Consider the following 20,712-nt stretch of genomic DNA (forward strand, 5'->3'; position numbering starts at 1 on the left):
CGGTCGTCGATCAGAACCACTCCTCGCGCATCCCCAGACACGTATCATCCCGCGCTTCCAGCAGGTCCAGCTCATGCTGGCACCCTGGCACCTCCCACGTCAGGAAATACCGCGCCGCCTGCAACTTGCCCTTATAGAAGTCGACATCCGCCGCATTGCCTTTGGCCAAGCCTTCCTCAGCGCGAATCGCCTGCTCCAGCCAGCGCCAGCCGATCACTGCGTGGCCAAACACTTTCAGGTACAGCGCCGAATTCGCCAGACTGCTATTGACCTTGCCCTGGGCCAGATCGGTCAGCAGGCCCATGGTCACGGTTTGCAGGCGGGCAACGAGTTTTTCCAGCGGTTCGCGCAGTGCGGTCAGCGAGTCGTACGCAGTGGCGCGTTCGGCGGTGTTGGCGATCAAGCGGATCAATTGCTTCAACCCGGCGCCGCCGTTCTGCGCCAGTTTGCGCCCGAGCAAGTCCAGCGACTGGATGCCGTGGGTACCTTCGTGAATCGGGTTCAAGCGGTTGTCGCGGTAATACTGCTCCACCGGGTATTCGCGGGTATAGCCGTGGCCACCAAGAATCTGGATCGCCAGTTCGTTGGCCTTGAGGCAGAACTCCGATGGCCAGGATTTAACGATCGGCGTCAGCAGATCCAGCAACTCGTGAGCCTGTTTTCGCTCGGCTTCGGACTCAAGCGTGGTGGTGTCATCGAACAGTCGCGCGGCATACAGGCCAAGATCAAATGCGCCTTCGACGTAGGATTTCTGCGTCAGCAGCATGCGTCTGACGTCCGCGTGCTGAATGATCGCCACCGGCGCCGTGGTCGGATCCTTGCTGTCCGGCACCCGACCCTGTGGTCGTTCGCGTGCGTACTCCAGTGAATACAGGTAACCGGCATAACCGAGCATCACCGCCCCCATGCCGACGCCGATCCGCGCCTCGTTCATCATCTGGAACATGTAGCTCAAACCGTGATGTGGCTTGCCCACCAGATAGCCGACGCACTCGCCGTTATCGCCGAAGTTCAGCGCGGTGGAGGTGGTGCCGCGCCAGCCCATCTTGTGGAACAGTCCGGCCAGCAGCACGTCGTTGCGCGGGCCGAGGCTGCCGTCACCGTTGACCAGAAACTTCGGCACGATAAACAGCGAAATGCCTTTCACCCCCGGCGGCGCGTCGGGCAGCTTGGCCAGCACCATGTGCACGATGTTTTCCGAGAGCGGGTGATCGCCGCCGGAAATGAAGATCTTGTTGCCCTTGAGGCGATAGGTGCCGTCGGATGCTGGCTCGGCGCGGGTACGAATATCCGACAGTGACGAACCGGCATGGGGCTCGGTCAGGGCCATGGTGCCGAAGAAGCGGCCGTCGATCATCGGTTGCAGGAAGCGCTGTTTCTGCTCTTCGCTGCCAAAGCTCTCGATCAGGTTGGCCGCGCCCATGGTCAGGAACGGGTACGAGGTCGACGCGGCGTTGGCTGACTGGAAATGCGCAAAGCAGGCTTGCGACAGCAGGGTCGGCAGTTGCATGCCGCCGGCCTCGAAACTACGTGCGGCGTTGAGAAAACCCGCTTCGAGGAAGGCATCCACGGCCGGTTTCACTTCGGGAATCAGAATGGCCTGGCCATCTTCATAGCGCGGCTCGTTTTCATCGCCCTTGCGGTTGTGCGGGGCGAAATATTTTTCGGCGATGTTGCGCGCGGTGCCGATGGCGGCGTCGAAGGTCTCGCGATTGTGCTCGGCAAAGCGCTCACGCCGGGTCAGGCCCTCGGCATCGAGGACTTCGTACAGCTCGAAAGCCAGATTGCGGGAACTGAGCAGCGTCTCGGACATGGCGGCCTACCTGAAATTGGAGTTGGGCCGAGTCTAGGTGTGCTGGTGAGGGCTGAACAGGAAGATTGATGAGCGTGATGCAGAAGCAAAAGATCGCAGCCTTCGGCAGCTCCTACATTTGGAATGCGGTTCCATGTAGGAGCTGCCGAAGGCTGCGATCTTTTGATCTTCTGTGGGAGCGAGCCTGCTCGCGAAAGCGGTGGGTCGGGCAACATTCATGTCGTCTGGCACTCCGTCTTCGCGAGCAGGCTCACTCCTACAGGGGATTTCATTCCAGGCGACCGTTGCGGGCGCCTGGAGTTACAGCGGTTTAGCCGATGGTCATAAGGCTGGCATTACCACCCGCCGCCGCAGTGTTAACACTCAGCGCGCGTTCGATCACCAGACGCTCCAGCGCAATGTTGGTTTCGCCCTGGGACAAGCCCTGAACCCCAATGATCGCGCCGGCACGCTTGGCAATCTGCTGGCAAACGCCGCGCAACTGGTCGGAATGGCCGTGATGCAGAACCGCATCAAACACCACCTCGTCTTTATTCCAGTCGGCAACCAGTTTGATTCGCGCCTGAATCTCCTTCGGCAGGCGTGCGAACAATGCCTTGCTGATGTCGGACTCCGGCCATACCGCCGAACCGCCTACCGCCAATACCGCCGCCAATTGCGTCAGCAGGTCACCTTCAACCTCCGCCAGGCACAGCACGTGCTCACGCGGCAGGATCGCATAGCTGTTTTTCTCACCGGTCGGGCCGGCCAGCACGCGGGTGATGCCGCTCTGCGATTGCGCCGCGTACTGCACGCACAGGGTGCTCAGATCAGCGAACTTGTTGTTGTCGGCCCAGGCTTTCAGAGCGTTCAACGATTGGCTCATGGCATCGCGCAAGCGCACGTCCGGGGCGACGATGGCGTCACCGCGAGCGAAGGATTGTTCGATGGCGTCGGTCGGACGCGTCGACAGCAGACGGTACAGATACAGCGGGCCGCCGGCTTTCGGGCCAGTACCCGACAGGCCTTCGCCGCCGAATGGCTGCACGCCGACCACCGCACCAACGATGTTGCGGTTGACGTAGACGTTACCGGCGTTGACGTTGTCGATCACCTTGGCGATGGTCTCGTCGATGCGCGTGTGCACGCCCAGCGTCAGGCCGTAACCGGAGGCGTTGATCTGGCCGATCAGTTGATCCAGCTCTTTGCGCTTGTAACGAACCACGTGCAGCACTGGCCCGAAAATCTCGCGTTGCAGCTCGTCGAAGCTTTCCAGTTCGATCAGGGTCGGCATGACGAAGGTGCCGCGCTTGACCTCTTCGCTGTCGGCAATCGCCACCTGGTAAACATTGCGACCTTTGTCGCGCATGCCCTGGATGTGCTTGTCGATGCCGGCCTTGGCCTCGGCGTCGATCACCGGGCCGATGTCCACGGACAGGCGCTCCGGGTTGCCGAGGCGGCTTTCAGCCATGGCACCTTTGAGCATTTCGATGACGCGATCGGCGGAATCTTCCTGCAGGCACAGTACGCGCAGCGCCGAGCAGCGCTGACCGGCACTGTCGAACGCCGACGACACCACGTCGATCACGACTTGTTCGGTGAGTGCCGAGGAGTCGACGATCATCGCATTCTGGCCACCGGTTTCGGCGATCAGCGGAATCGGCCTGCCCTGGCTGTCGAGGCGCCCAGCGATGTTGCGTTGCAGCAGGCGCGCGACTTCGGTCGAGCCGGTGAACATCACGCCTTTGACGCGCTCATCACCTACCAGACCAGCGCCGACCGTTTCACCGCGACCTGGCAACAGTTGCAGCACGCCTTCCGGAATCCCGGCTTCGAGCAGCAAGCGCACGGCTTGCGCGGCGACCAGTGGGGTTTGCTCCGCAGGTTTGGCCAGTACCGGGTTACCGGCAGCCAATGCCGCAGCGACCTGGCCGCTGAAAATCGCCAGCGGGAAGTTCCACGGGCTGATGCACACCACCGGACCCAGTGGGCGGTGGGCGTCGTTGCTGAAATCGTTGCGCGCCTGCACTGCGTAATAACGCAGGAAATCGACCGCTTCGCGGACTTCGGCGATGGCGTTGGCGAAAGTCTTGCCGGCTTCGCGAGCCAGCAGGCCCATCAGTGGCTGGATTTCACCTTCCATCAAGTCAGCGGCACGTTCCAGAATTGCTGCACGTTCGGCCGGCGGGGTGGCCTGCCAGATCGGCGCGGCATTCAGCGCGCATTGAATGGCGTTGTCGACGTCTTCGACGGTAGCTTCTTGAACGTGACCGACCACATCGCGGTGATCGGACGGGTTCAGCACGGCGACCGGCGTTTCGTTGCTGGACGCGCCACCAAGCATCGGCGCGGCTTTCCAGTCATTGTGCGCAGTGGCGAGCAAGGCGCAGGACAGCGAGGCCAGACGATGTTCGTTGGCCATGTCGATGCCGCTCGAGTTGGCGCGCTCGGCACCGTACAGGTCACGCGGCAGCGGAATGCGCGGGTGCGGCAGGCCGAAACCACCTTCCACGGTCGCCATCTGCTCGATCTGTGCAACCGGATCGGCCACCAGTTCCTGAATCGAAATCGACTGGTCGGCGATGCGGTTGACGAACGAGGTGTTGGCGCCGTTTTCCAGCAGACGACGCACCAGGTACGCCAGCAGGGTTTCGTGGGTGCCGACCGGAGCGTACACGCGGCACGGACGGTTCAGCTTGCCCTCGGCTACTTTGCCTACAACCTGTTCGTAGAGCGGTTCGCCCATGCCGTGCAGGCACTGGAATTCGTACTGGCCCGGGTAATAGTTCTGACCGGCGATGTGATAGATCGCCGACAGGGTGTGGGCGTTGTGCGTGGCGAACTGCGGATAGATGACTTCCGGCACCGACAGCAGTTTGCGCGCGCACGCAATGTAGGAAACGTCGGTGTACACCTTGCGGGTGTAGACCGGATAACCTTCCAGACCTTCAACCTGGGCGCGCTTGATTTCGCTGTCCCAGTACGCGCCTTTTACCAGACGGATCATCAGGCGATGACGGCTGCGGCGGGCCAGATCGATCACGTAATCGATCACGTACGGGCAACGCTTCTGATAAGCCTGGATAACGAAACCGATGCCGTTCCAGCCAGTCAACTGCGGCTCGAAGCACAGACGTTCGAGCAGATCCAGCGACAGCTCGAGGCGGTCGGCCTCTTCGGCGTCGATGTTCAGGCCGATGTCGTACTGCTTGGCCAGCAGGGTCAGCGACAGCAGGCGCGGATACAGCTCGTCCATTACGCGCTCGTATTGCGCACGGCTGTAGCGCGGGTGCAGCGCCGAGAGCTTGATGGAAATACCCGGGCCTTCATAAATCCCACGACCGTGGGACGCTTTGCCGATCGAGTGGATCGCCTGTTCGTACGAGGCCAGGTATTTCTGTGCATCGACTTCGGTGAGTGCCGCTTCACCGAGCATGTCGTAGGAATAGCGGAAGCCCTTGGCTTCGAACTTGCTCGCATTGGCCAGCGCTTCGGCGATGGTTTCGCCGGTGACGAACTGCTCGCCCATCAGGCGCATGGCCATGTCGACGCCCTTGCGGATCATCGGCTCGCCGCTCTTGCCGATGATGCGGCTCAGCGACGAAGTCAGGCCGGCTTCGTTGTGGGTGGAGACCAGTTTGCCAGTCAGCAGCAAGCCCCAGGTGGCGGCATTGACGAACAGCGAAGGGCTGTTGCCCAGGTGCGGATGCCAGTTGCCGGTGCTGATCTTGTCGCGGATCAGCGCATCGCGGGTGCCTTTGTCCGGGATGCGCAGCAGCGCTTCGGCCAGGCACATCAGCGCCACGCCTTCCTGGGACGACAGGGAGAATTCCTGCAGCAGGCCCTGAACAATACCGGCACGACCACCGGCACTCTTCTGGTTGCGCAGTTTTTCTGCGATGGTCGCCGCGAGCTTGTTGGTGGCTTCGGCCATCGGGGCCGGCAGGCGTGCCTGCTCGATCAGCATTGGCACCACTTCCGGCTCAGGACGGCGGTAAGCAGCGGTGATCGAAGCGCGCAGTACCGATTGCGGCAGGATGCTTTCGGCGAATTCGAGGAAGCATTGGTGAGCGTGATCGGTCTGCACTTCGCCTGCGTCATCGGCGTCTTTGGCGGTCAAACCGTTCAACTCGGTCAGGGTTGCACCACCCTCGAGTTTTTCCAGGTAATTGAAAATTGCCTGCTTGATCAGCCAGTGCGGCGTGCGATCGATCGAGGTTGCGGCAGCCTTCAGGCGCTCGCGGGTCGGGTCATCGAGTTTGACCCCAAGGGTGGTGGTAGCCATATTTTTATCCTCATGGTTGCCACAGTTGCGTGGCATCAGCTGGCCGCAAGATTAGCCGTGCGCCGAATGAGGTGCAACCGGGTGCAACCCTTTTTTTGCCGGAATAATACGCAGCTCGTCAGGAATTGAATTCTGGAACTAAAGTACTGCTCCTGCTTGGTGCTTTTGCTTCTAGCAAAGCGCCATGACTGCCACAAAAGGGAGCAAAAACACGGTGATTGTCGATTAATCCGACTGGGTGCAACTAATTCGGGCGAAACTGGTTGCACCTTATTTGCTTTGTTGCATAGCATTCGCCGCCAAGGTGCAACCGGGAATAACCCGGTGTACCGGCTGATGGCTTTCCTGGGGAAACATCAGTCTTAAATGCGCGGGATCCCGGATCGTCTGCCAAACGTCGTCGTTTGCGAGCGGTTCACCACCGCCGCTACATAAAAACAAAGCCAGGGCGTAACTCAATGAGCGTAAGCAATCCAACCCTGATCACGTTCGTGATCTACATCGCAGCAATGGTGCTGATTGGCTTCATGGCCTATCGCTCCACCAACAACCTTTCCGACTATATTCTCGGCGGTCGCAGCCTCGGCAGTGTCGTCACCGCGTTGTCGGCCGGTGCTTCCGACATGAGTGGCTGGTTGTTGATGGGCCTGCCGGGCGCCATCTACATGTCCGGTCTGTCCGAAAGCTGGATCGCCATCGGCCTGATCGTCGGTGCCTACCTGAACTGGCTGTTCGTCGCCGGCCGTCTGCGCGTGCAGACCGAGCACAACGGCGATGCCCTGACCCTTCCGGACTACTTTTCCAGCCGTTTCGAAGATAAAAGCGGCTTGCTGCGGATTATCTCGGCAGTAGTGATTCTGGTGTTCTTCACCATCTACTGCGCTTCCGGCATCGTTGCTGGTGCACGTCTGTTCGAAAGCACCTTCGGCATGTCCTACGAGACGGCGCTGTGGGCTGGTGCTGCGGCGACCATTGCTTACACCTTCGTCGGCGGTTTCCTCGCGGTAAGCTGGACCGACACCGTGCAAGCCACGCTGATGATTTTCGCGCTGATCCTCACGCCGATCATCGTTCTGCTGGCAACCGGCGGCGTCGATACCACGTTCCTGGCGATCGAAGCCAACGATCCAAGCAACTTCGACATGCTCAAGGGCACCACCTTCATCGGCGTGATTTCGCTGTTGGGCTGGGGTCTGGGTTACTTCGGTCAGCCGCACATCCTTGCGCGATTCATGGCAGCGGATTCGGTGAAATCGATCGCCAATGCCCGTCGCATCTCCATGACCTGGATGATCCTGTGCCTGGGCGGCACCGTGGCCGTCGGCTTCTTCGGTATCGCCTACTTTTCGGCGCACCCGGAAGTGGCCGGTCCTGTGACCGAGAACCACGAGCGTGTGTTCATCGAACTGGCGAAAATCCTCTTCAATCCATGGATTGCCGGTGTGCTGCTGTCGGCGATTCTGGCGGCGGTGATGAGCACCCTGAGCTGCCAGTTGCTGGTGTGCTCGAGCGCGCTGACCGAAGACTTCTACAAGACCTTCCTGCGCAAGTCCGCTTCGCAACTGGAGCTGGTCTGGGTCGGTCGTGCCATGGTCCTGCTGGTGGCGCTGATCGCTATCGCACTGGCGGCCAACCCGGACAACCGCGTATTGGGCCTGGTGTCCTACGCCTGGGCCGGTTTCGGCGCTGCGTTCGGTCCGGTAGTGCTGATCTCGGTCATCTGGAAAGACATGACCCGCAACGGCGCACTGGCCGGTATCCTGGTCGGTGCGATCACCGTGGTGGTCTGGAAGCATTTCGAACTGCTGGGTCTGTACGAAATCATTCCTGGCTTCATCTTCGCCAGCCTGGCCATCTACTTTGTCAGCAAGGCGGGTGAGCCGACTCGCGGCATGGTTGAGCGTTTCCAGGCAGCGGAAAAAGACTTCCATCTGAACAAGTGATGCGCTGAGCTTCGGCTCACATGAGAACGGCCCGTCTCCTACCGGAGGCGGGCCGTTTTTTTATTGCCTGTGATTCCTCTGATTCACAGCGATCCCCTGTAGGAGTGAGCCTGCTCGCGATAGCGGTTCTAAGTTCAACATTGATGTTGGCTGACACGCAGCTATCGCGAGCAGGCTCACTCCTACAGGGATGGTTGGGAGTTCGGGGGATTTGTCTGTAGTCGAAGGCGCCGCGTTCTCAGGTCCTTTCAGCAAACAACGTAGGGCAAATCTGAATTTCCCGTCACCTGCTCATCGTCCCTTGCCCCTCATGCAGAATCGCCCGCCCTCACACTGCAGAGAGACATCGGATGTTCGCGCCTGCCAATCAACCGCGTTTCACGTTGACCCTCGAAGGCGCCCAGCATGACCTCAAGGTCCTTGAGTTCACGGGCAGGGAAGCCATCAGCCAACCCTTTCGCTTCGAACTGGAACTGGTCAGCGAGCGGCCGGACCTGGATCTGGAAAGCCTGCTGCATGGTCAGGCATATCTGAGTTTTGATGCTCAGGGTTGCGGTATTCACGGTCAGATTTATCAGGTCGGACAGGGCGATTCCGGGAAACGTCTGACACGCTATCACCTCAGCATCGTCCCGCGTCTGACGTATCTGGGGCATCGCATCAATCAGCGGATTTTTCAGCATCAGAGCGTGCCGCAAATTGTCACTCAGGTTCTCAAGGACCATTCGATCCTGCGCGATGCCTTTGAATTTCGCCTGGGCAGCGAATATCCGGAGCGCGAGTACTGCGTGCAATACGCCGAAAGCGACCTGGCCTTCATCCAGCGTCTGTGTGCCGAAGTCGGCATTCATTACCACTTTCAACACAGCCCCGAAGGCCATTTGCTGGTGTTCGGCGACGACCAGACCGTATTCCCCAAGCTGCCCTCGCCAACGTTGTATCTGCCGGGCAGCGGCATGTCGGCGGGCGCGCCGGCGATTCAGCGTTTCAACGTGCGCGTGGAAACCCGCACCAGCGTCGTCACGAGGCGCGACTACAATTTCGAGAAACCACGCCTGTCGCTGGAAAGTCGCAGCGACGGTGAACAGCGTCCGGTGCTGGAGGACTATCACTTCCCCGGGCAATTCAATGATCGTGAAACCGGCAAACACCTGACGCGACGTGCGCTGGAACGGCACGTTGCCGATTACCGTCAGGCCGAGGGCAGCAGCGACGAGTCGTCATTGGTCTGCGGCCATTTCCTGCAGCTCACCGAGCATCCGCGCGGCGACTGGAATGATCTGTGGTTGCTCACTGCCGTCGAACATCGCGGCCGTCAGCCGCAGGTGCTTGAGGAGTCGGTGACCAGCGATGGCGAATCCTTCCAGGGCTACCGCAATACTTTCGTCGCCACGCCGTGGGACGTGGTCTTTCGTCCGGCGCTGCTCCCGGAAAAACCGCGCATGTCGGGCTACCAGCCTGCCGTGGTCACCGGCCCGAAAGATCTGGAAATCCATTGCGACGAATACGGCCGGGTCAAAGTGCAACTGGCCTGGGACCGTGATGGCGAATTGAACGAGCACTCCAGTTGCTGGCTGCGCGTCGCGACCGGGTGGGCTCACGATCACTACGGCAGCGTGTTGATTCCGCGCGTCGGCATGGAAGTGCTGGTCGGTTTCATTGATGGCGATGCCGACAAGCCGCTGGTCATGGGGTGCCTGCCCAACGCCGCAACACCGGTGCCGCTGGATCTGCCGGCGGACAAGACCCGCAGCGTTTTCCGCAGCCAGAGCAGCCCCGGCGGTGGCGGTTACAACGAACTGCGCATCGAGGACAAAAAGGGCGCCGAGGAAATCTACCTGCGTGCCCAGCGCAACTGGACCCAGCACGTGCTCAACGACCAACAGCTGCAGGTCGATAATCAGCGCAGTGTGGTGGTCACCGGCACCGCCCGGCATGAACTCAAAGCCGACGAGCAGCGCATCACTCACGGCCAGCGCCAGACCGAAGTCAGGCAGGATGATCATTTGTCCGTGCTCGGCGACCAGCAGGTGCGGGTGAACAGTCAGGCCACCAGCGCCTCGGCGCAGATCCATATCAGCGCAGGCCAGCAAGTGGTCATCGATGGCGGCGCGAGCGCGACGATTCAGGCCGGCGGGCAGTGGATCAATATCGGCCCCGGCGGGATTTTCAGCAGCGTGCCGATTGTCGTGGGCGGCGCGCCGATGGCGGCAATGAGTGCGGCACCAGTGGCGCCGGGATTGCCGGAGAAACTGGCCGCTGCGCCGGCGGCGATTCTCACTGCTGCACAGATCATGAGTCTCAAAGGTGATGCGCCATTCTGCGAAGAGTGTGAGCGGTGCAAGGACGGTGTTTGTGCAGCCTGAAGTATTAACCCCCGAAGATTGGCTGGCGCGTCAGCCGCTGCTGGCGTCGGAACAACTGTTCGCGATTTTCAGCCGCGCCAGCGACGCCGATGCGTTCGAAGCCTGGCAGGGCTCGGCTCACCCGATCTGGGCCGAGACCATTTATGCCGAGTGGGATGCGGTGATGCCCTATGTGGGAATTGTCGCTGCGGACAGTGAGTTTTTACGCTGGGTAGCGGAAACCGACTCGCGGGACTGGGGTTGGCTGGCGGTGTCTTCGGCGGATCCTGAAGTGCTGGTCGAACATTTTCGCAGCCTGACTCAAGTGCTGATGCCGGACGGTAAGGCGGTGTTTTTCCGCTTTTGGGATGGTCGGTTTCTGCTGCCTCTTTTGCAGTCTGACGAGGTCAATTCCGCGCAATTGCTGCCGGTGATCTCGCGAGGTTTGATCAATGGGAAAGCCTTTGAAATCGGCGGTCGGGCGCTGGTTTCGGGGCGGGTCTTTCCGTGGTGGAACGTGCCGAAACCGGTGTTGGCGCAGACTGATGAGAGCGTACGCGTCGCTAACGCTCTGCAATGGCTGAGCGAAGAACAGCCAGCCATGTTCGAGGCATTTCCCGAGGCGGTGCTGCGCTGCAAGGTCGGGCAGTTTTTCAAATTATCGATGTCGGAAGATTCGTCACGATCGACGCTTCTGGAGTTTTTGCTGGCAGAGTCAGAGTGAATTTTCGGGGCAAACGCTTCGGACGTTTCCTTCGAATCGCGGCGGTTTTCATGAACTGGTGCGCGGTGGGTTGCAGGGATAGTCTTTTCGTTGTCGCCACGAGAACGGTGACAGGGGGTAGGATCCCGAACTCTGAAGTGCATAAGTGCCGCAGGCTGAATACGAGGGGCAAAACGTATTCATGACAAGTTGACGGCGGCTGTGTGCGGGACACGTTTCGACGTGGCTGATTTGGAGTTCTCAGTTCCTACTCCCGTACATGGCTGCCACCCAAACCCGTAGGAAGGTCAATGGCGGCTCCACTCAGAACTTCAGGGATGCCAAGAATGACAACGACGAAACATGATCCGCCCTACAAGAAAATCACGCCTCACCCCGACAACCGCTTCATGGCCCTGACCGGCAATTGCAGCGACATGCCCAGCCTGTTCATCGACACCCACGTGCCCCTCGACATCCTCATGGACGCCGCCAACTACCGCATCCGCGCGGTGGCCCAGGTCCTGGAAAACATGTGCATGCGCGGCTCGATCGAATGCGACTCCGTGATCCTCAGCGACTTTGCCTTGCTCTGCGCGATTCCACTGCGCGATGGCTGCGATGTGCTGGACGTCATCGGCAAGCGCCTGCGCAGCTTACCCGCCTGAAAAAGATCAAAAGATCGCAGCTTTCTACAGAGTGAGCGCCTATCCCATGTAGGAGCTGCCGAAGGCTGCGATCTTTTGATGTTGATTGAAATCAGGGAGTCAGTCAGAGATGTACGCATCTTGAGTTTGATAAGCAAAAGCAAAGCCCCTCACCCTAACCCTCTCCCAGAGGGAGAGGGGACTGACCGAGTTGCCTGGGTGATGTACGCCGACCTGCGACTCCAGTGGCGAACTTCGCTTGGCCAGGCCAGGTGTTCTTTCAGGGGACCGACCGAGTCGTCTGTGTGATGTACGCAGACTTGCGACTTCAGCAGTCAACTTCGCTTGGCCAAGGCTGGATGGTGGTGTTCTTTCTGGGGACTGACCGAGGTGTCTGGGTGTTGTACGCCGACCTGCGACTTCAGCGGTGAACTTCGTTTGGCCAAGCCTGAGATCACGTCGATCATTCAGGTCGATGTAACTCGCAAGATCACCACCGTCAGTCCCCTCTCCCTCCGGGAGAGGGCTAGGGTGAGGGCAGGCTTTTGTCCGCTCGGCCGCCAACCCCTGACTTGCCGCCCGGTAAAAGGTAAACTTTGCGCCCTTCGCAGGAGCAGCCATGAATTATCGTCACGCCTTCCATGCCGGCAATCACGCCGATGTGTTCAAACACCTGACCTTGACCCGTCTCATCGCCCTGATGTCGCGCAAGGAGCAGCCGTTTGCCTATCTCGACACGCACGCCGGCATTGGTCTGTATGACTTGCAGGGCGATCAGGCCAATCGCACCGGCGAGTACCTCGAAGGCATTGCGCGGTTGTGGGATAAGCCGGACCTGCCGGCACTGACCGCCGACTACATGAAGGTGCTGCACGAGATGAACCCGGATGGGCAGTTGCGCTACTACCCGGGTTCGCCGGAGCTGGCGCGGCGTCTGACCCGGCCGCAGGATCGGGTGATGCTCAACGAGAAACACCCTGAAGACGGTGTGTTGCTCAAGGACAACATGGCCGGTGATCGTCGGGTGAAAGTGCATCTGGGTGAGGGCTGGCACGTGGCGCGGGCGATGTTGCCGGTGCAGGAGAAGCGCGCGGTGATGCTGATCGATCCGCCTTTCGAGCAGCTCGACGAGATGCAACGTTGTGCGGCGTCGATGAAAGAAGCCATCGGCCGTATGCGTCAGACCGTGGCAGCGATCTGGTATCCGGTGAAGGATCAGCGTGCACTGCGGCGTTTCTATCAGGACCTGGCAGGCACGGGTGCACCGAAGCTGCTGCGTGTGGAGTTGCTCGTGCATCCGCTGGACACGCCGAACAGCCTGAACGGTTCCGGGCTGGCGATCGCCAATCCGCCGTGGGGGCTGGAGGAAGAGTTGCGTGAGTTGCTGCCGTGGTTGTCGAAGAAGCTTGGGCAGACTCAGGGTGGCTGGCAGATGGATTGGCTGATTGCCGAGAGTTGATCAACAGCAAGATCAAAAGATCGCAGCCTTCGGCAGCTCCTACAGTTGAAATGCGTTTCCCTGTAGGAGCTGCCGAAGGCTGCGATCTTTTGCTGTCAGGATTTAATTACCCGCCAGACTCGGTGGCATGCACACGCCGGTGCCGCCAATGCCGCAGTAACCTTCAGGATTCTTCGCCAGATACTGCTGGTGATAGGCCTCGGCAAAGTACACGGTCGGGGCCTGGTCGATCTCGGTGCTGATTTCACCCAGACCAGCCTTCGCCAGTTCAGCCTGATACACGGCTTTGCTCTTCAGCGCTGCATCCAGTTGCTCCGGGGTGGTGGCGTAGATCACCGAGCGGTACTGGGTGCCGATGTCGTTGCCCTGACGCATGCCCTGAGTCGGGTTGTGCAGTTCCCAGAACATCGCCAGCAGTTCTTCGTAACTGACTTGGGCCTTGTCATACACCACCAAGACCACTTCGGCGTGGCCGGTCAGGCCCGAGCAGACTTCTTCATAAGTCGGGTTTGGCGTGAAGCCGCCGGCGTAACCGACCACGGTGCTGACCACGCCTTCGCGCTGCCAGAAGCGTCGTTCCGCGCCCCAGAAGCAACCGAGACCGAAAATCGCGAAGTCGACGTCCTGAAAGAATGGACCGAGCAGCGGGGTTTCTTCGAAGACGAAGTGTTTTTCCGGCAGGGTCATCGGGGTTTCGCGGCCGGGCAGGGCTTGTTCTTTGGTTGGAAGCACGTTTTTGTTCACCAGAATTTCCGAGCGCAGAACCATGATCGTTCCTCTCAGTCAGGTTGGAGGTAAAAGTCAGACCGCCAGTGTGCCGAATGATGCCCGATTTCGCACTATCCAATGTAGGAGCTGCCGAAGGCTGCGATCTTTTGATCTGTCCTTCAAAAACAAGATCAAAAGATCGCAGCCTTCGGCAGCTCCTACAGGGATCTACGGTGTTTCAGAGACAGAGCGGTCCGCGGGGGTAACGCTTGAGGGCCTTGATCAACTCGTCACCGGGAATCGGCCGGTCGAACAGATAACCCTGGCCGACGTCGCAACGATGCCGGCGCAGGAACGCCAGTTGCTCCGCAGTTTCGATGCCTTCGGCAACGACCTTGAGTTTCAGGTTGTGGGCCATGGCGATCACCGCGGAGGTGATTTCCATGTCGTCCTGGTTGTCCGGGATCTCATGGATAAAGCTGCGATCGATCTTGATGATATCGATCGGAAATTTCTTCAGATAGCTCAGCGACGAGTACCCGGTGCCAAAGTCATCCATGGCCAGGGTCAGACCCAGACGCTTGAGCTGATCAAGCTGCAAGTGCGTGTCTTCGGTGGCTTCCAGCAGCAGGCCTTCGGTCAGCTCGAGTTCGAGCAGATTGGCCGGCAGTGCTTCTTCCTTGAGGATGTTGGCGATGGAGGCGACCAGATCCGGATCGGAAAACTGTTTCGGCGACAGGTTGATCGCCACTTGCAGATTGCCCAGGCCAGCGGCGGTCAGCGATTTGCTCATGCGGCAAGCCTGGCGGGCGATCCACTTGCCGATCGGAATGATCAGGCCGGTCTCCTCGGCGACGCTGATGAACTGGTCCGGGCGGATCATGCCGCGCTCCGGATGATTCCAGCGCAGCAGTGCTTCCATGCCCAGCAAACGACCGCTGCGCAGGCACAGTTTCGGCTGGTAGAAAACGTCGAGCTCGTTTTGCGTCAGGGCGCGACGCAGATTGTTCTCAACGAACAGTTTGTAACTGGCCTCGGCATTCAACGCTTCGGTAAATACCTGCACCTGATGCTTGCCGTTGGCCTTGGCTTTATGCAGCGCCAGACCAGCGTTGCGCATCAAGGTTTGCGGGTCGCGCCCGTGCAACGGCGCGCAGGCCAGGCCGACGGAGCCAGTGACGCTGATCAACTGGTTGTCGACGAACATTGGCTTGTCGAGGGTCATCAGCAACTGGCTGGCGATCTGCTGACCGGTCTCAAGATCGGTGTCGTCCAGCAGCACGGCAAACTCGTTACTGGCGAAGCGTGCAAGACTGCCGCTCGGGCTCAGGCTGTTGCGTAAACGCCGGGCGAGGCTGATCAACAGTTTGTCGCCGGTCTGGTGACCAAGGCTGTCGTTGATCCGCTTGAAGTTGTCGATGTCGACCAGCAACAGGCTGATCGGCGCATCGCTGTCGCGGGCAAAACGCTCGTCGAGGTTACGGATGAATGCCGGGCGGTTGCCAAGATTGGTCAGGTTGTCGGTATAGGCGAGGCGCTCGATACGTTGCTGCGCCAGTTTGGTCTGCGTAACGTCTTCGTAAATGCCGATGTAATGCGTCAGCTCACGGTTGTCGCCATAGACCTTGGAGATCGACAGCTGCCCCCAGTAGGGTTCGAGATTCTTGCGCCGGCTTTTGAATTCGCCCTGCCAACTGTTGCTCTGGGCCAGCGCCGAGGGCGCGTCGAACAGCAGCTCGCTGAGATTTTCCAGCGCCGGCAATTCCGACAGGCGCTGGCCGTGGACTTCCTCGGTGGTGTACTGGGTGATCGCGGTGAAGCTGGGGTTGACGTACTCGACAACGCCGTCGCAGTTGACCAGCAAAAAGGCGTTGGCACTTTGCTCGACCGCGCGCTGGAACAGGTGCAGGGCGCTGGTGGCGGTGCGGCGGTTGTGGTTGTTGATGACTTGCGCGAACTGGTCGGCCAGTTCACCGGCAAAGGCAATTTCATCGGACTGCCAGGCGCGGGTGGCGCCAGTCTGTTCCAGACACAGCACACCGACCACTTGGCCGTCGACACGAATACTCGCGTCGAGCATTGCATTGACGTCACGCGGGCGCATCGCCTCGGCCATTTCGCGCGTGCGCGGGTCATGCATGGCGTTGTTCGCATCGATGGCGCGGCTGCTGTGCAGCGCTTCCATGTAATCGGGGAAGCCGCTGATATCGATCGGATCCGGCAGGATGTATTCCTGGGTCGCGCGATGGTAAGCGGAGATCGGCAGCAACTGCTGACCTTCAAGGTTCCACAGGCTGGCGCAGTCGATTTCATAGATGTCGCAGGCGCAACGGGTGATGAGTTCAGCGGCTTCCTGCAATGAGTTGTGCGTGCTGTAACGCTGGCGGGCGAGCAGCAGAATCAGATCCTGCTGCGCGCGTACGCGTTCCAGATGCTGCAGCTGTTCCTGCTGGGCGCGCTGGTTCAGCTCAAGGGCTATTTGCAGACGTGAATTCTGGGTTTCCAGATCGACCGAAGACAGCGCCTGGGCCTCATCGAACATACTGTCGACCGCCAGCAGATAACCGCGCAGCAAGTGCCGGTTGTGCTGTTTATAGGCTTCGCCCAATTCGAGGATGTTCAACGCGCCCGCGGCGGTGTGCAGGGTGTAGCGCACCGCGTAATGCGCACCTTTGCTCAGTTGCTGCTGGATCGCGTCGTGCAGTTGATAGCGCGCTTGCGGTTCCATCAGGCTGGCGTAGGGCGAACCGACCAGCGCGCAAAGCTCGACGGCCGGCTGACCGAACTGGCGTTCGCAATTGGGATCGAGGAACAGCATCGCCCAACTCGCTTCATTCAAGCGCTCGAAACGCAGCATGCCGAGCCGCGAAGGCACCGGCAACTGCGTCACTACCTCGGCCGCCATACGGCTGGCGGCATCGGGTTGGCTCTTCATGAAGGGAACTCGCTTGGAAATATGCTGAATGCGCCGGGCTCTCGCCCTCTTGATTGTTGGCTGCGGCAAGGTTGCATCATTGCGGCCCCGACTGACAAGAGAGATGAAGGCCAAGTGCTATAAGAATATGTCGGCTGCAGTGAACATTTCTCCAGTGCACGAATGAAATGAACAAAAGATCGCAACCTCACCGGGAGCGCATATCCGTGCAGGAGCCGCCGAAGGCCGCGATCTTTCGCGGGTTCAACGCAATTTCATACTGATCGACTGCAGCAGTTTGCCGTCACGATCGTGATACTTGACCAGAATCCGGTCAGCCTCGACGACCACATGAGCGAAATTGTCCTGACTGACTACGACACTGGTCAGCTCGTGCCGGTAGTCACCGGCAGCCGTGCGCACCAGCGGTTCATCAAGGATGAACGTTGAAGCCTTGGCATACGGCAACAGTTTGCTGTTGTGCAGCGGCGAGGACACGATGGTATGCACTTCAAAGTCGGCGTCCTCGCTGTGAGTGAGGCGACTGGTCAGAGAACCATGGACATCGCCGGAGACGAACACCACGTTTTTGATCCGATGGGTGCGGATGGTTTCCAACAGACGCAGTCTCTGCTCGGGAAATGCTTTCCAGGCATCATCACCGTTGAACTTGCGGTCGGGATAGTACATCACGCTGGTCACCACGAACTTTACCCGCGCCGGGCTGTGGATCAGCCATTCAAGCAGCGCCTGTTCCTGTTCAGCGTCGAGAATGCGTCGGTCATCCTTTGACAAGTTGCGCCGGGTGCGACTGTCAGTCACGAACCAGGCGATATCGCTGTCGCCGAACTGATACCAGTAATGCTTCAAGGTATCCCGGTCTATCTGGCCCTCGCTGTTACATGAGTAAACCGGGCCGTGGCTGGCTTGATAAAGTTCATAAGCGGCCATGGCGTTGCGATATAAGTCCCTGTCAGTCGCTTTGGCATTGGCAGGCCAGTTATCTTCGATTTCATGGTCATCGAGTATCATGTAAGTCGATATGTTGGACATCAGTCGTTGAATGTTCGGCTGCGAAAAGGCTGTTCGATATTTCTTCAATATATCTTTTGCTTCGCGATCAGGTGCGATGAGATTCAGATCATCTACGTACACTTGATCACCCGTCATGATCACCGCACTGACCGCTGGTTGACTGTTTTCGATGAGTTGATTGATCGAGCCAAATATCCGATCACCCAGTTGCGGTAAGGAGGCGATGCCAGCGGTGATCCGCAGATAACGACACGAACCGACGATAAAGCCCCGGGGCTGGCTGACTTGTGCGGTGCGGGTGCGAAAGCGGTAGAGCTGGCGCGGCCATTGCAGTGGGAACTCCACTACCGTGTCGATCGTATGCACCGGGTTCATCGGACTCAACCAGCCGGCCTGGTATTCATATTCGCAATCGGCTTCCAGATCCTGCAATACCAGTACACCCGACATGTCATTGGCCGGACTTAAAAGTGCAAATACGCTATTGGACCATTTTTCCGCGCCGGCCTTGCGAGCACGAACTCCGGCGAATACGCGTTTGTTGTCCTGTTGTTCGCCGCGAATGAAAATGCGCACCTCGTTAGTTGTGGTGTGGCCCACGATGGGGCCGATAGTCGGTTTGAACATGATCGATTCCGTTCGAAAGTTTAAGAAATAAGAAATGAATAAGCGGAGCGCGTTGATGCAACTTTCCTGAGCAGAGGTTAGTTGGCCGGCGGCGGAAAATATTGGCGTTAAGTGGACCAGACCTGTGGCCGATATCAGCGCAGGTTGTAGGAAAGGTGCGCGGCCCGGTTTATTTCAGGCAAAAAAAGCCCCGCCAATTGACGGGGTTGAGGTACGAGCGTGTGGCGCTCGAAAGGGTGCAGCAAGCGGCCCTCCGTTACCGGAGGGCCGTTTGGGTTACAGCAGGATGGTGCGGATGTCGCCCAACAGGCTACCCAGACGCTGGGTGAAGCGTGCGGCTGCAGCGCCGTTGATCACACGGTGATCGTAGGACAGCGACAGTGGCAGCATCAGCTTCGGCTGGAAGGCTTTGCCGTCCCAGACTGGCTGGATGGTTGCCTTGGAAACACCGAGAATCGCCACTTCCGGCGCATTGACGATCGGCGTGAAGCCGGTGCCGCCAATGTGACCGAGGCTGGAAATGGTGAAGCAGGCGCCCTGCATCTCGTCCGAGGACAGCTTCTTGGTGCGGGCTTTTTCAGCCAGCGAAGCTGCTTCGGCAGCGAGCTGCAGCAGGCTCTTCTGGTCGACGTTCTTGATCACCGGCACGAGCAGGCCATCCGGAGTGTCGACGGCGAAGCCGATGTTCACGTACTTCTTGCGGATGATCGCTTTGCCGCTTGGTGCCAGCGAACTGTTGAAGTCCGGCAGTTCCTTGAGCAAGTGCGCGCAGGTCTTGAGCAGCAGCGGCAGGATGGTCAGCTTGACGCCAGCCTTCTCGGCCACGGCTTTCTGCGCAACACGGAAGGCTTCCAGCTCGGTGATGTCCGCCGAGTCGAATTGCGTTACGTGAGGCACGTTCAGCCAGCTGCGGTGCAGGTTGGCAGCGCCGACCTGCATCAGACGGGTCATCGGCACTTCTTCGATTTCGCCGAAACGGCTGAAATCGACAACCGGGATCGGCGGGATGCCCGCACCACCGGTAGCGCCGCCAGCAGCGGCCGGCGCTTCCTTGGCCTTCTGCATCATCGCCTTGACGTAAACCTGCACGTCTTCCTTGAGGATGCGACCGTGCGGACCGCTGGCGCCAACAGCGCTCAGCTCGACACCGAACTCACGGGCCAGTTGACGCACGGCTGGACCGGCGTGAACTTTGGCGCCCGGTTTCGCTGGTGTAGCAGCCGGTGCGGCGGCTGGAGCGGCGGCAGCAGGTGCAGCGGCGGCCGGAGCAGCAGCGGCAGGTGCAGGAGCGCTTGGTGCAGCAGCCGGAGCCGGGGCCGCAGCAGGTGCCGCGCCTTTGACTTTGAGCTTGAGAATCAGGTCGCCGGTGCCGACTTCGTCATCCAGCTTGATCGAAACGCTTTCGACCACGCCAGCGGCAGGCGATGGAATTTCCATGCTGGCCTTGTCGGATTCCAGGGTGATCAGCGACTGGTCGGCTTCGACGGTATCGCCAGCCTTGACCAGCACTTCGATGATCTTCGCCTTGCCGGCCGAACCGATGTCCGGGACATGGATGTCCTGAACGCTGTCAGCAGCCGCTGCTGCCGGAGCAGCAGCCGGGGCTGGCGCAGCGGCGGCAGCAGGCGCAGCAGCCTGAGCCGGGGCGGCGGCAGCAGGGGCCGCAGCGCCTGCCACTTCCAGATCCAGAATCAGGTCGCCGGTGCCGACTTCGTCGTTGAGCTTGACGCTGATGGCCTTGACCACGCCAGCGGCAGGCGACGGGATTTCCATGCTCGCCTTGTCGGATTCCAGGGTGATCAGCGATTGATCAGCTTCGACAGTGTCGCCGACCTTGACCTGGATCTCGATGATCTGCGCCTTGCCCGACGAACCGATGTCCGGCACGTGCACTTGCTGTACCGAAGCGGCAGCAGGAGCAGCGGCCGGCGCGGCAGCAGCAGGTGCGGCAGCCGGTTTCTCTTCGGCTTTGGCAGGAGCAGCGGCAGGTGCAGGGGCCGCTTCAGCGGCGCCCTCGACTTCCAGCTCGAGCAGTTCGTCGCCTTCTTTCAGGCGGTCGCCCAGCTTCACTTTCAGGCTCTTGATGACGCCGGCTTTCGGGGCCGGCACTTCCATGCTGGCCTTGTCCGATTCCAGGGTCAGGATGCTCTGGTCGGCTTCGATACGGTCGCCGACCTTCACAAACAGTTCAATTACTTCACCTTCACCGCTGCCGATGTCAGGTACGCGAATGAGTTCGCTCACAAAATGTCTC

Annotated in this window: 11 protein-coding genes; 5 read left to right on the plus strand and 6 right to left on the minus strand. The window is 59.8% G+C overall.

The window, feature by feature from the left end:
- Positions 1-10: 10 nt before the first annotated feature.
- Together J2Y90_RS08240 and putA are read right to left on the minus strand one after the other, a co-directional pair.
- Positions 11-1,813 (minus strand): acyl-CoA dehydrogenase, encoded by a 1,803-nt coding sequence (locus tag J2Y90_RS08240; RefSeq protein ID WP_253498340.1) that lies wholly within the window; start codon positions 1,811-1,813, stop codon positions 11-13.
- Positions 1,814-2,123: 310 nt separating this feature from the next.
- Entirely contained in the window at positions 2,124-6,077 is a 3,954-nt protein-coding gene (putA, locus tag J2Y90_RS08245; RefSeq protein WP_253498343.1) for a trifunctional transcriptional regulator/proline dehydrogenase/L-glutamate gamma-semialdehyde dehydrogenase, read from the minus strand.
- Between the two features lie 458 nt (positions 6,078-6,535).
- On the opposite strand from putA, the gene putP reads away from it, so the two are divergent.
- The 5 genes from putP to J2Y90_RS08270 all read left to right on the plus strand — a co-directional run bounded on the left by putP (position 6,536) and on the right by J2Y90_RS08270 (position 13,174).
- Complete coding sequence (gene putP, locus J2Y90_RS08250) at positions 6,536-8,020, plus strand: sodium/proline symporter PutP (protein ID WP_253498346.1); 1,485 nt, start codon at positions 6,536-6,538, stop codon at positions 8,018-8,020.
- A 350-nt stretch (positions 8,021-8,370) separates the two neighbouring features.
- A complete protein-coding gene (tssI, locus tag J2Y90_RS08255) occupies positions 8,371-10,386 on the plus strand; it encodes a type VI secretion system Vgr family protein (RefSeq protein WP_253498349.1) in 2,016 nt (671 codons plus the stop codon).
- Positions 10,376-11,089: a DUF4123 domain-containing protein gene (locus tag J2Y90_RS08260; RefSeq protein ID WP_253498352.1), complete on the plus strand. Its 714-nt coding sequence runs from the start codon at positions 10,376-10,378 to the stop codon at positions 11,087-11,089. Before tssI ends, J2Y90_RS08260 begins: the two co-directional genes overlap by 11 nt.
- A 326-nt stretch (positions 11,090-11,415) precedes the next feature.
- Positions 11,416-11,736, plus strand: a complete 321-nt coding sequence (locus tag J2Y90_RS08265) for a hypothetical protein (protein ID WP_253498355.1) — start codon at positions 11,416-11,418, stop codon at positions 11,734-11,736.
- A gap of 598 nt (positions 11,737-12,334) precedes the next feature.
- Positions 12,335-13,174, plus strand: a complete 840-nt coding sequence (locus J2Y90_RS08270) for a 23S rRNA (adenine(2030)-N(6))-methyltransferase RlmJ (protein WP_253498358.1) — start codon at positions 12,335-12,337, stop codon at positions 13,172-13,174.
- 102 nt (positions 13,175-13,276) lie between these two features.
- Here J2Y90_RS08270 and msrA read toward each other — a convergent pair whose 3' ends face one another.
- From msrA to aceF, 4 genes are all read right to left on the minus strand, one after another.
- Positions 13,277-13,942 carry a peptide-methionine (S)-S-oxide reductase MsrA gene (gene msrA, locus J2Y90_RS08275; RefSeq protein WP_253498361.1) on the minus strand — a complete coding sequence of 222 codons (666 nt, stop codon included), beginning with the start codon at positions 13,940-13,942 and terminating at the stop codon, positions 13,277-13,279.
- A gap of 178 nt (positions 13,943-14,120) precedes the next feature.
- Entirely contained in the window at positions 14,121-16,817 is a 2,697-nt protein-coding gene (locus J2Y90_RS08280; RefSeq protein ID WP_253498364.1) for a putative bifunctional diguanylate cyclase/phosphodiesterase, read from the minus strand.
- Positions 16,818-17,060: 243 nt separating this feature from the next.
- Positions 17,061-18,458, minus strand: a complete 1,398-nt coding sequence (locus J2Y90_RS08285) for an alkaline phosphatase D family protein (RefSeq protein ID WP_253498367.1) — start codon at positions 18,456-18,458, stop codon at positions 17,061-17,063.
- A gap of 276 nt (positions 18,459-18,734) precedes the next feature.
- Positions 18,735-20,702 (minus strand): dihydrolipoyllysine-residue acetyltransferase, encoded by a 1,968-nt coding sequence (gene aceF, locus J2Y90_RS08290; protein WP_253498370.1) that lies wholly within the window; start codon positions 20,700-20,702, stop codon positions 18,735-18,737.
- Between the last annotated feature and the right edge of the window lie 10 nt (positions 20,703-20,712).

It is taken from the genome of Pseudomonas koreensis, from assembly GCF_024169245.1.
In the GTDB taxonomy this organism is placed as follows: Bacteria; Pseudomonadota; Gammaproteobacteria; order Pseudomonadales; family Pseudomonadaceae; genus Aquipseudomonas; species Aquipseudomonas koreensis_F.

Excerpts from the sequence above, each read along its gene's own strand:
- J2Y90_RS08240 (WP_253498340.1), bottom strand. The coding sequence starts at position 1,813 with ATGTCCGAGACGCTGCTCAGTTCCCGCAATCTGGCTTTCGAGCTGTAC.
- putA (WP_253498343.1), bottom strand. The coding sequence starts at position 6,077 with ATGGCTACCACCACCCTTGGGGTCAAACTCGATGACCCGACCCGCGAG.
- putP (WP_253498346.1), top strand. The coding sequence starts at position 6,536 with ATGAGCGTAAGCAATCCAACCCTGATCACGTTCGTGATCTACATCGCA.
- tssI (WP_253498349.1), top strand. The coding sequence starts at position 8,371 with ATGTTCGCGCCTGCCAATCAACCGCGTTTCACGTTGACCCTCGAAGGC.
- J2Y90_RS08265 (WP_253498355.1), top strand. The coding sequence starts at position 11,416 with ATGACAACGACGAAACATGATCCGCCCTACAAGAAAATCACGCCTCAC.
- J2Y90_RS08270 (WP_253498358.1), top strand. The coding sequence starts at position 12,335 with ATGAATTATCGTCACGCCTTCCATGCCGGCAATCACGCCGATGTGTTC.
- msrA (WP_253498361.1), bottom strand. The coding sequence starts at position 13,942 with ATGGTTCTGCGCTCGGAAATTCTGGTGAACAAAAACGTGCTTCCAACC.
- J2Y90_RS08280 (WP_253498364.1), bottom strand. The coding sequence starts at position 16,817 with ATGAAGAGCCAACCCGATGCCGCCAGCCGTATGGCGGCCGAGGTAGTG.
- J2Y90_RS08285 (WP_253498367.1), bottom strand. The coding sequence starts at position 18,458 with ATGTTCAAACCGACTATCGGCCCCATCGTGGGCCACACCACAACTAAC.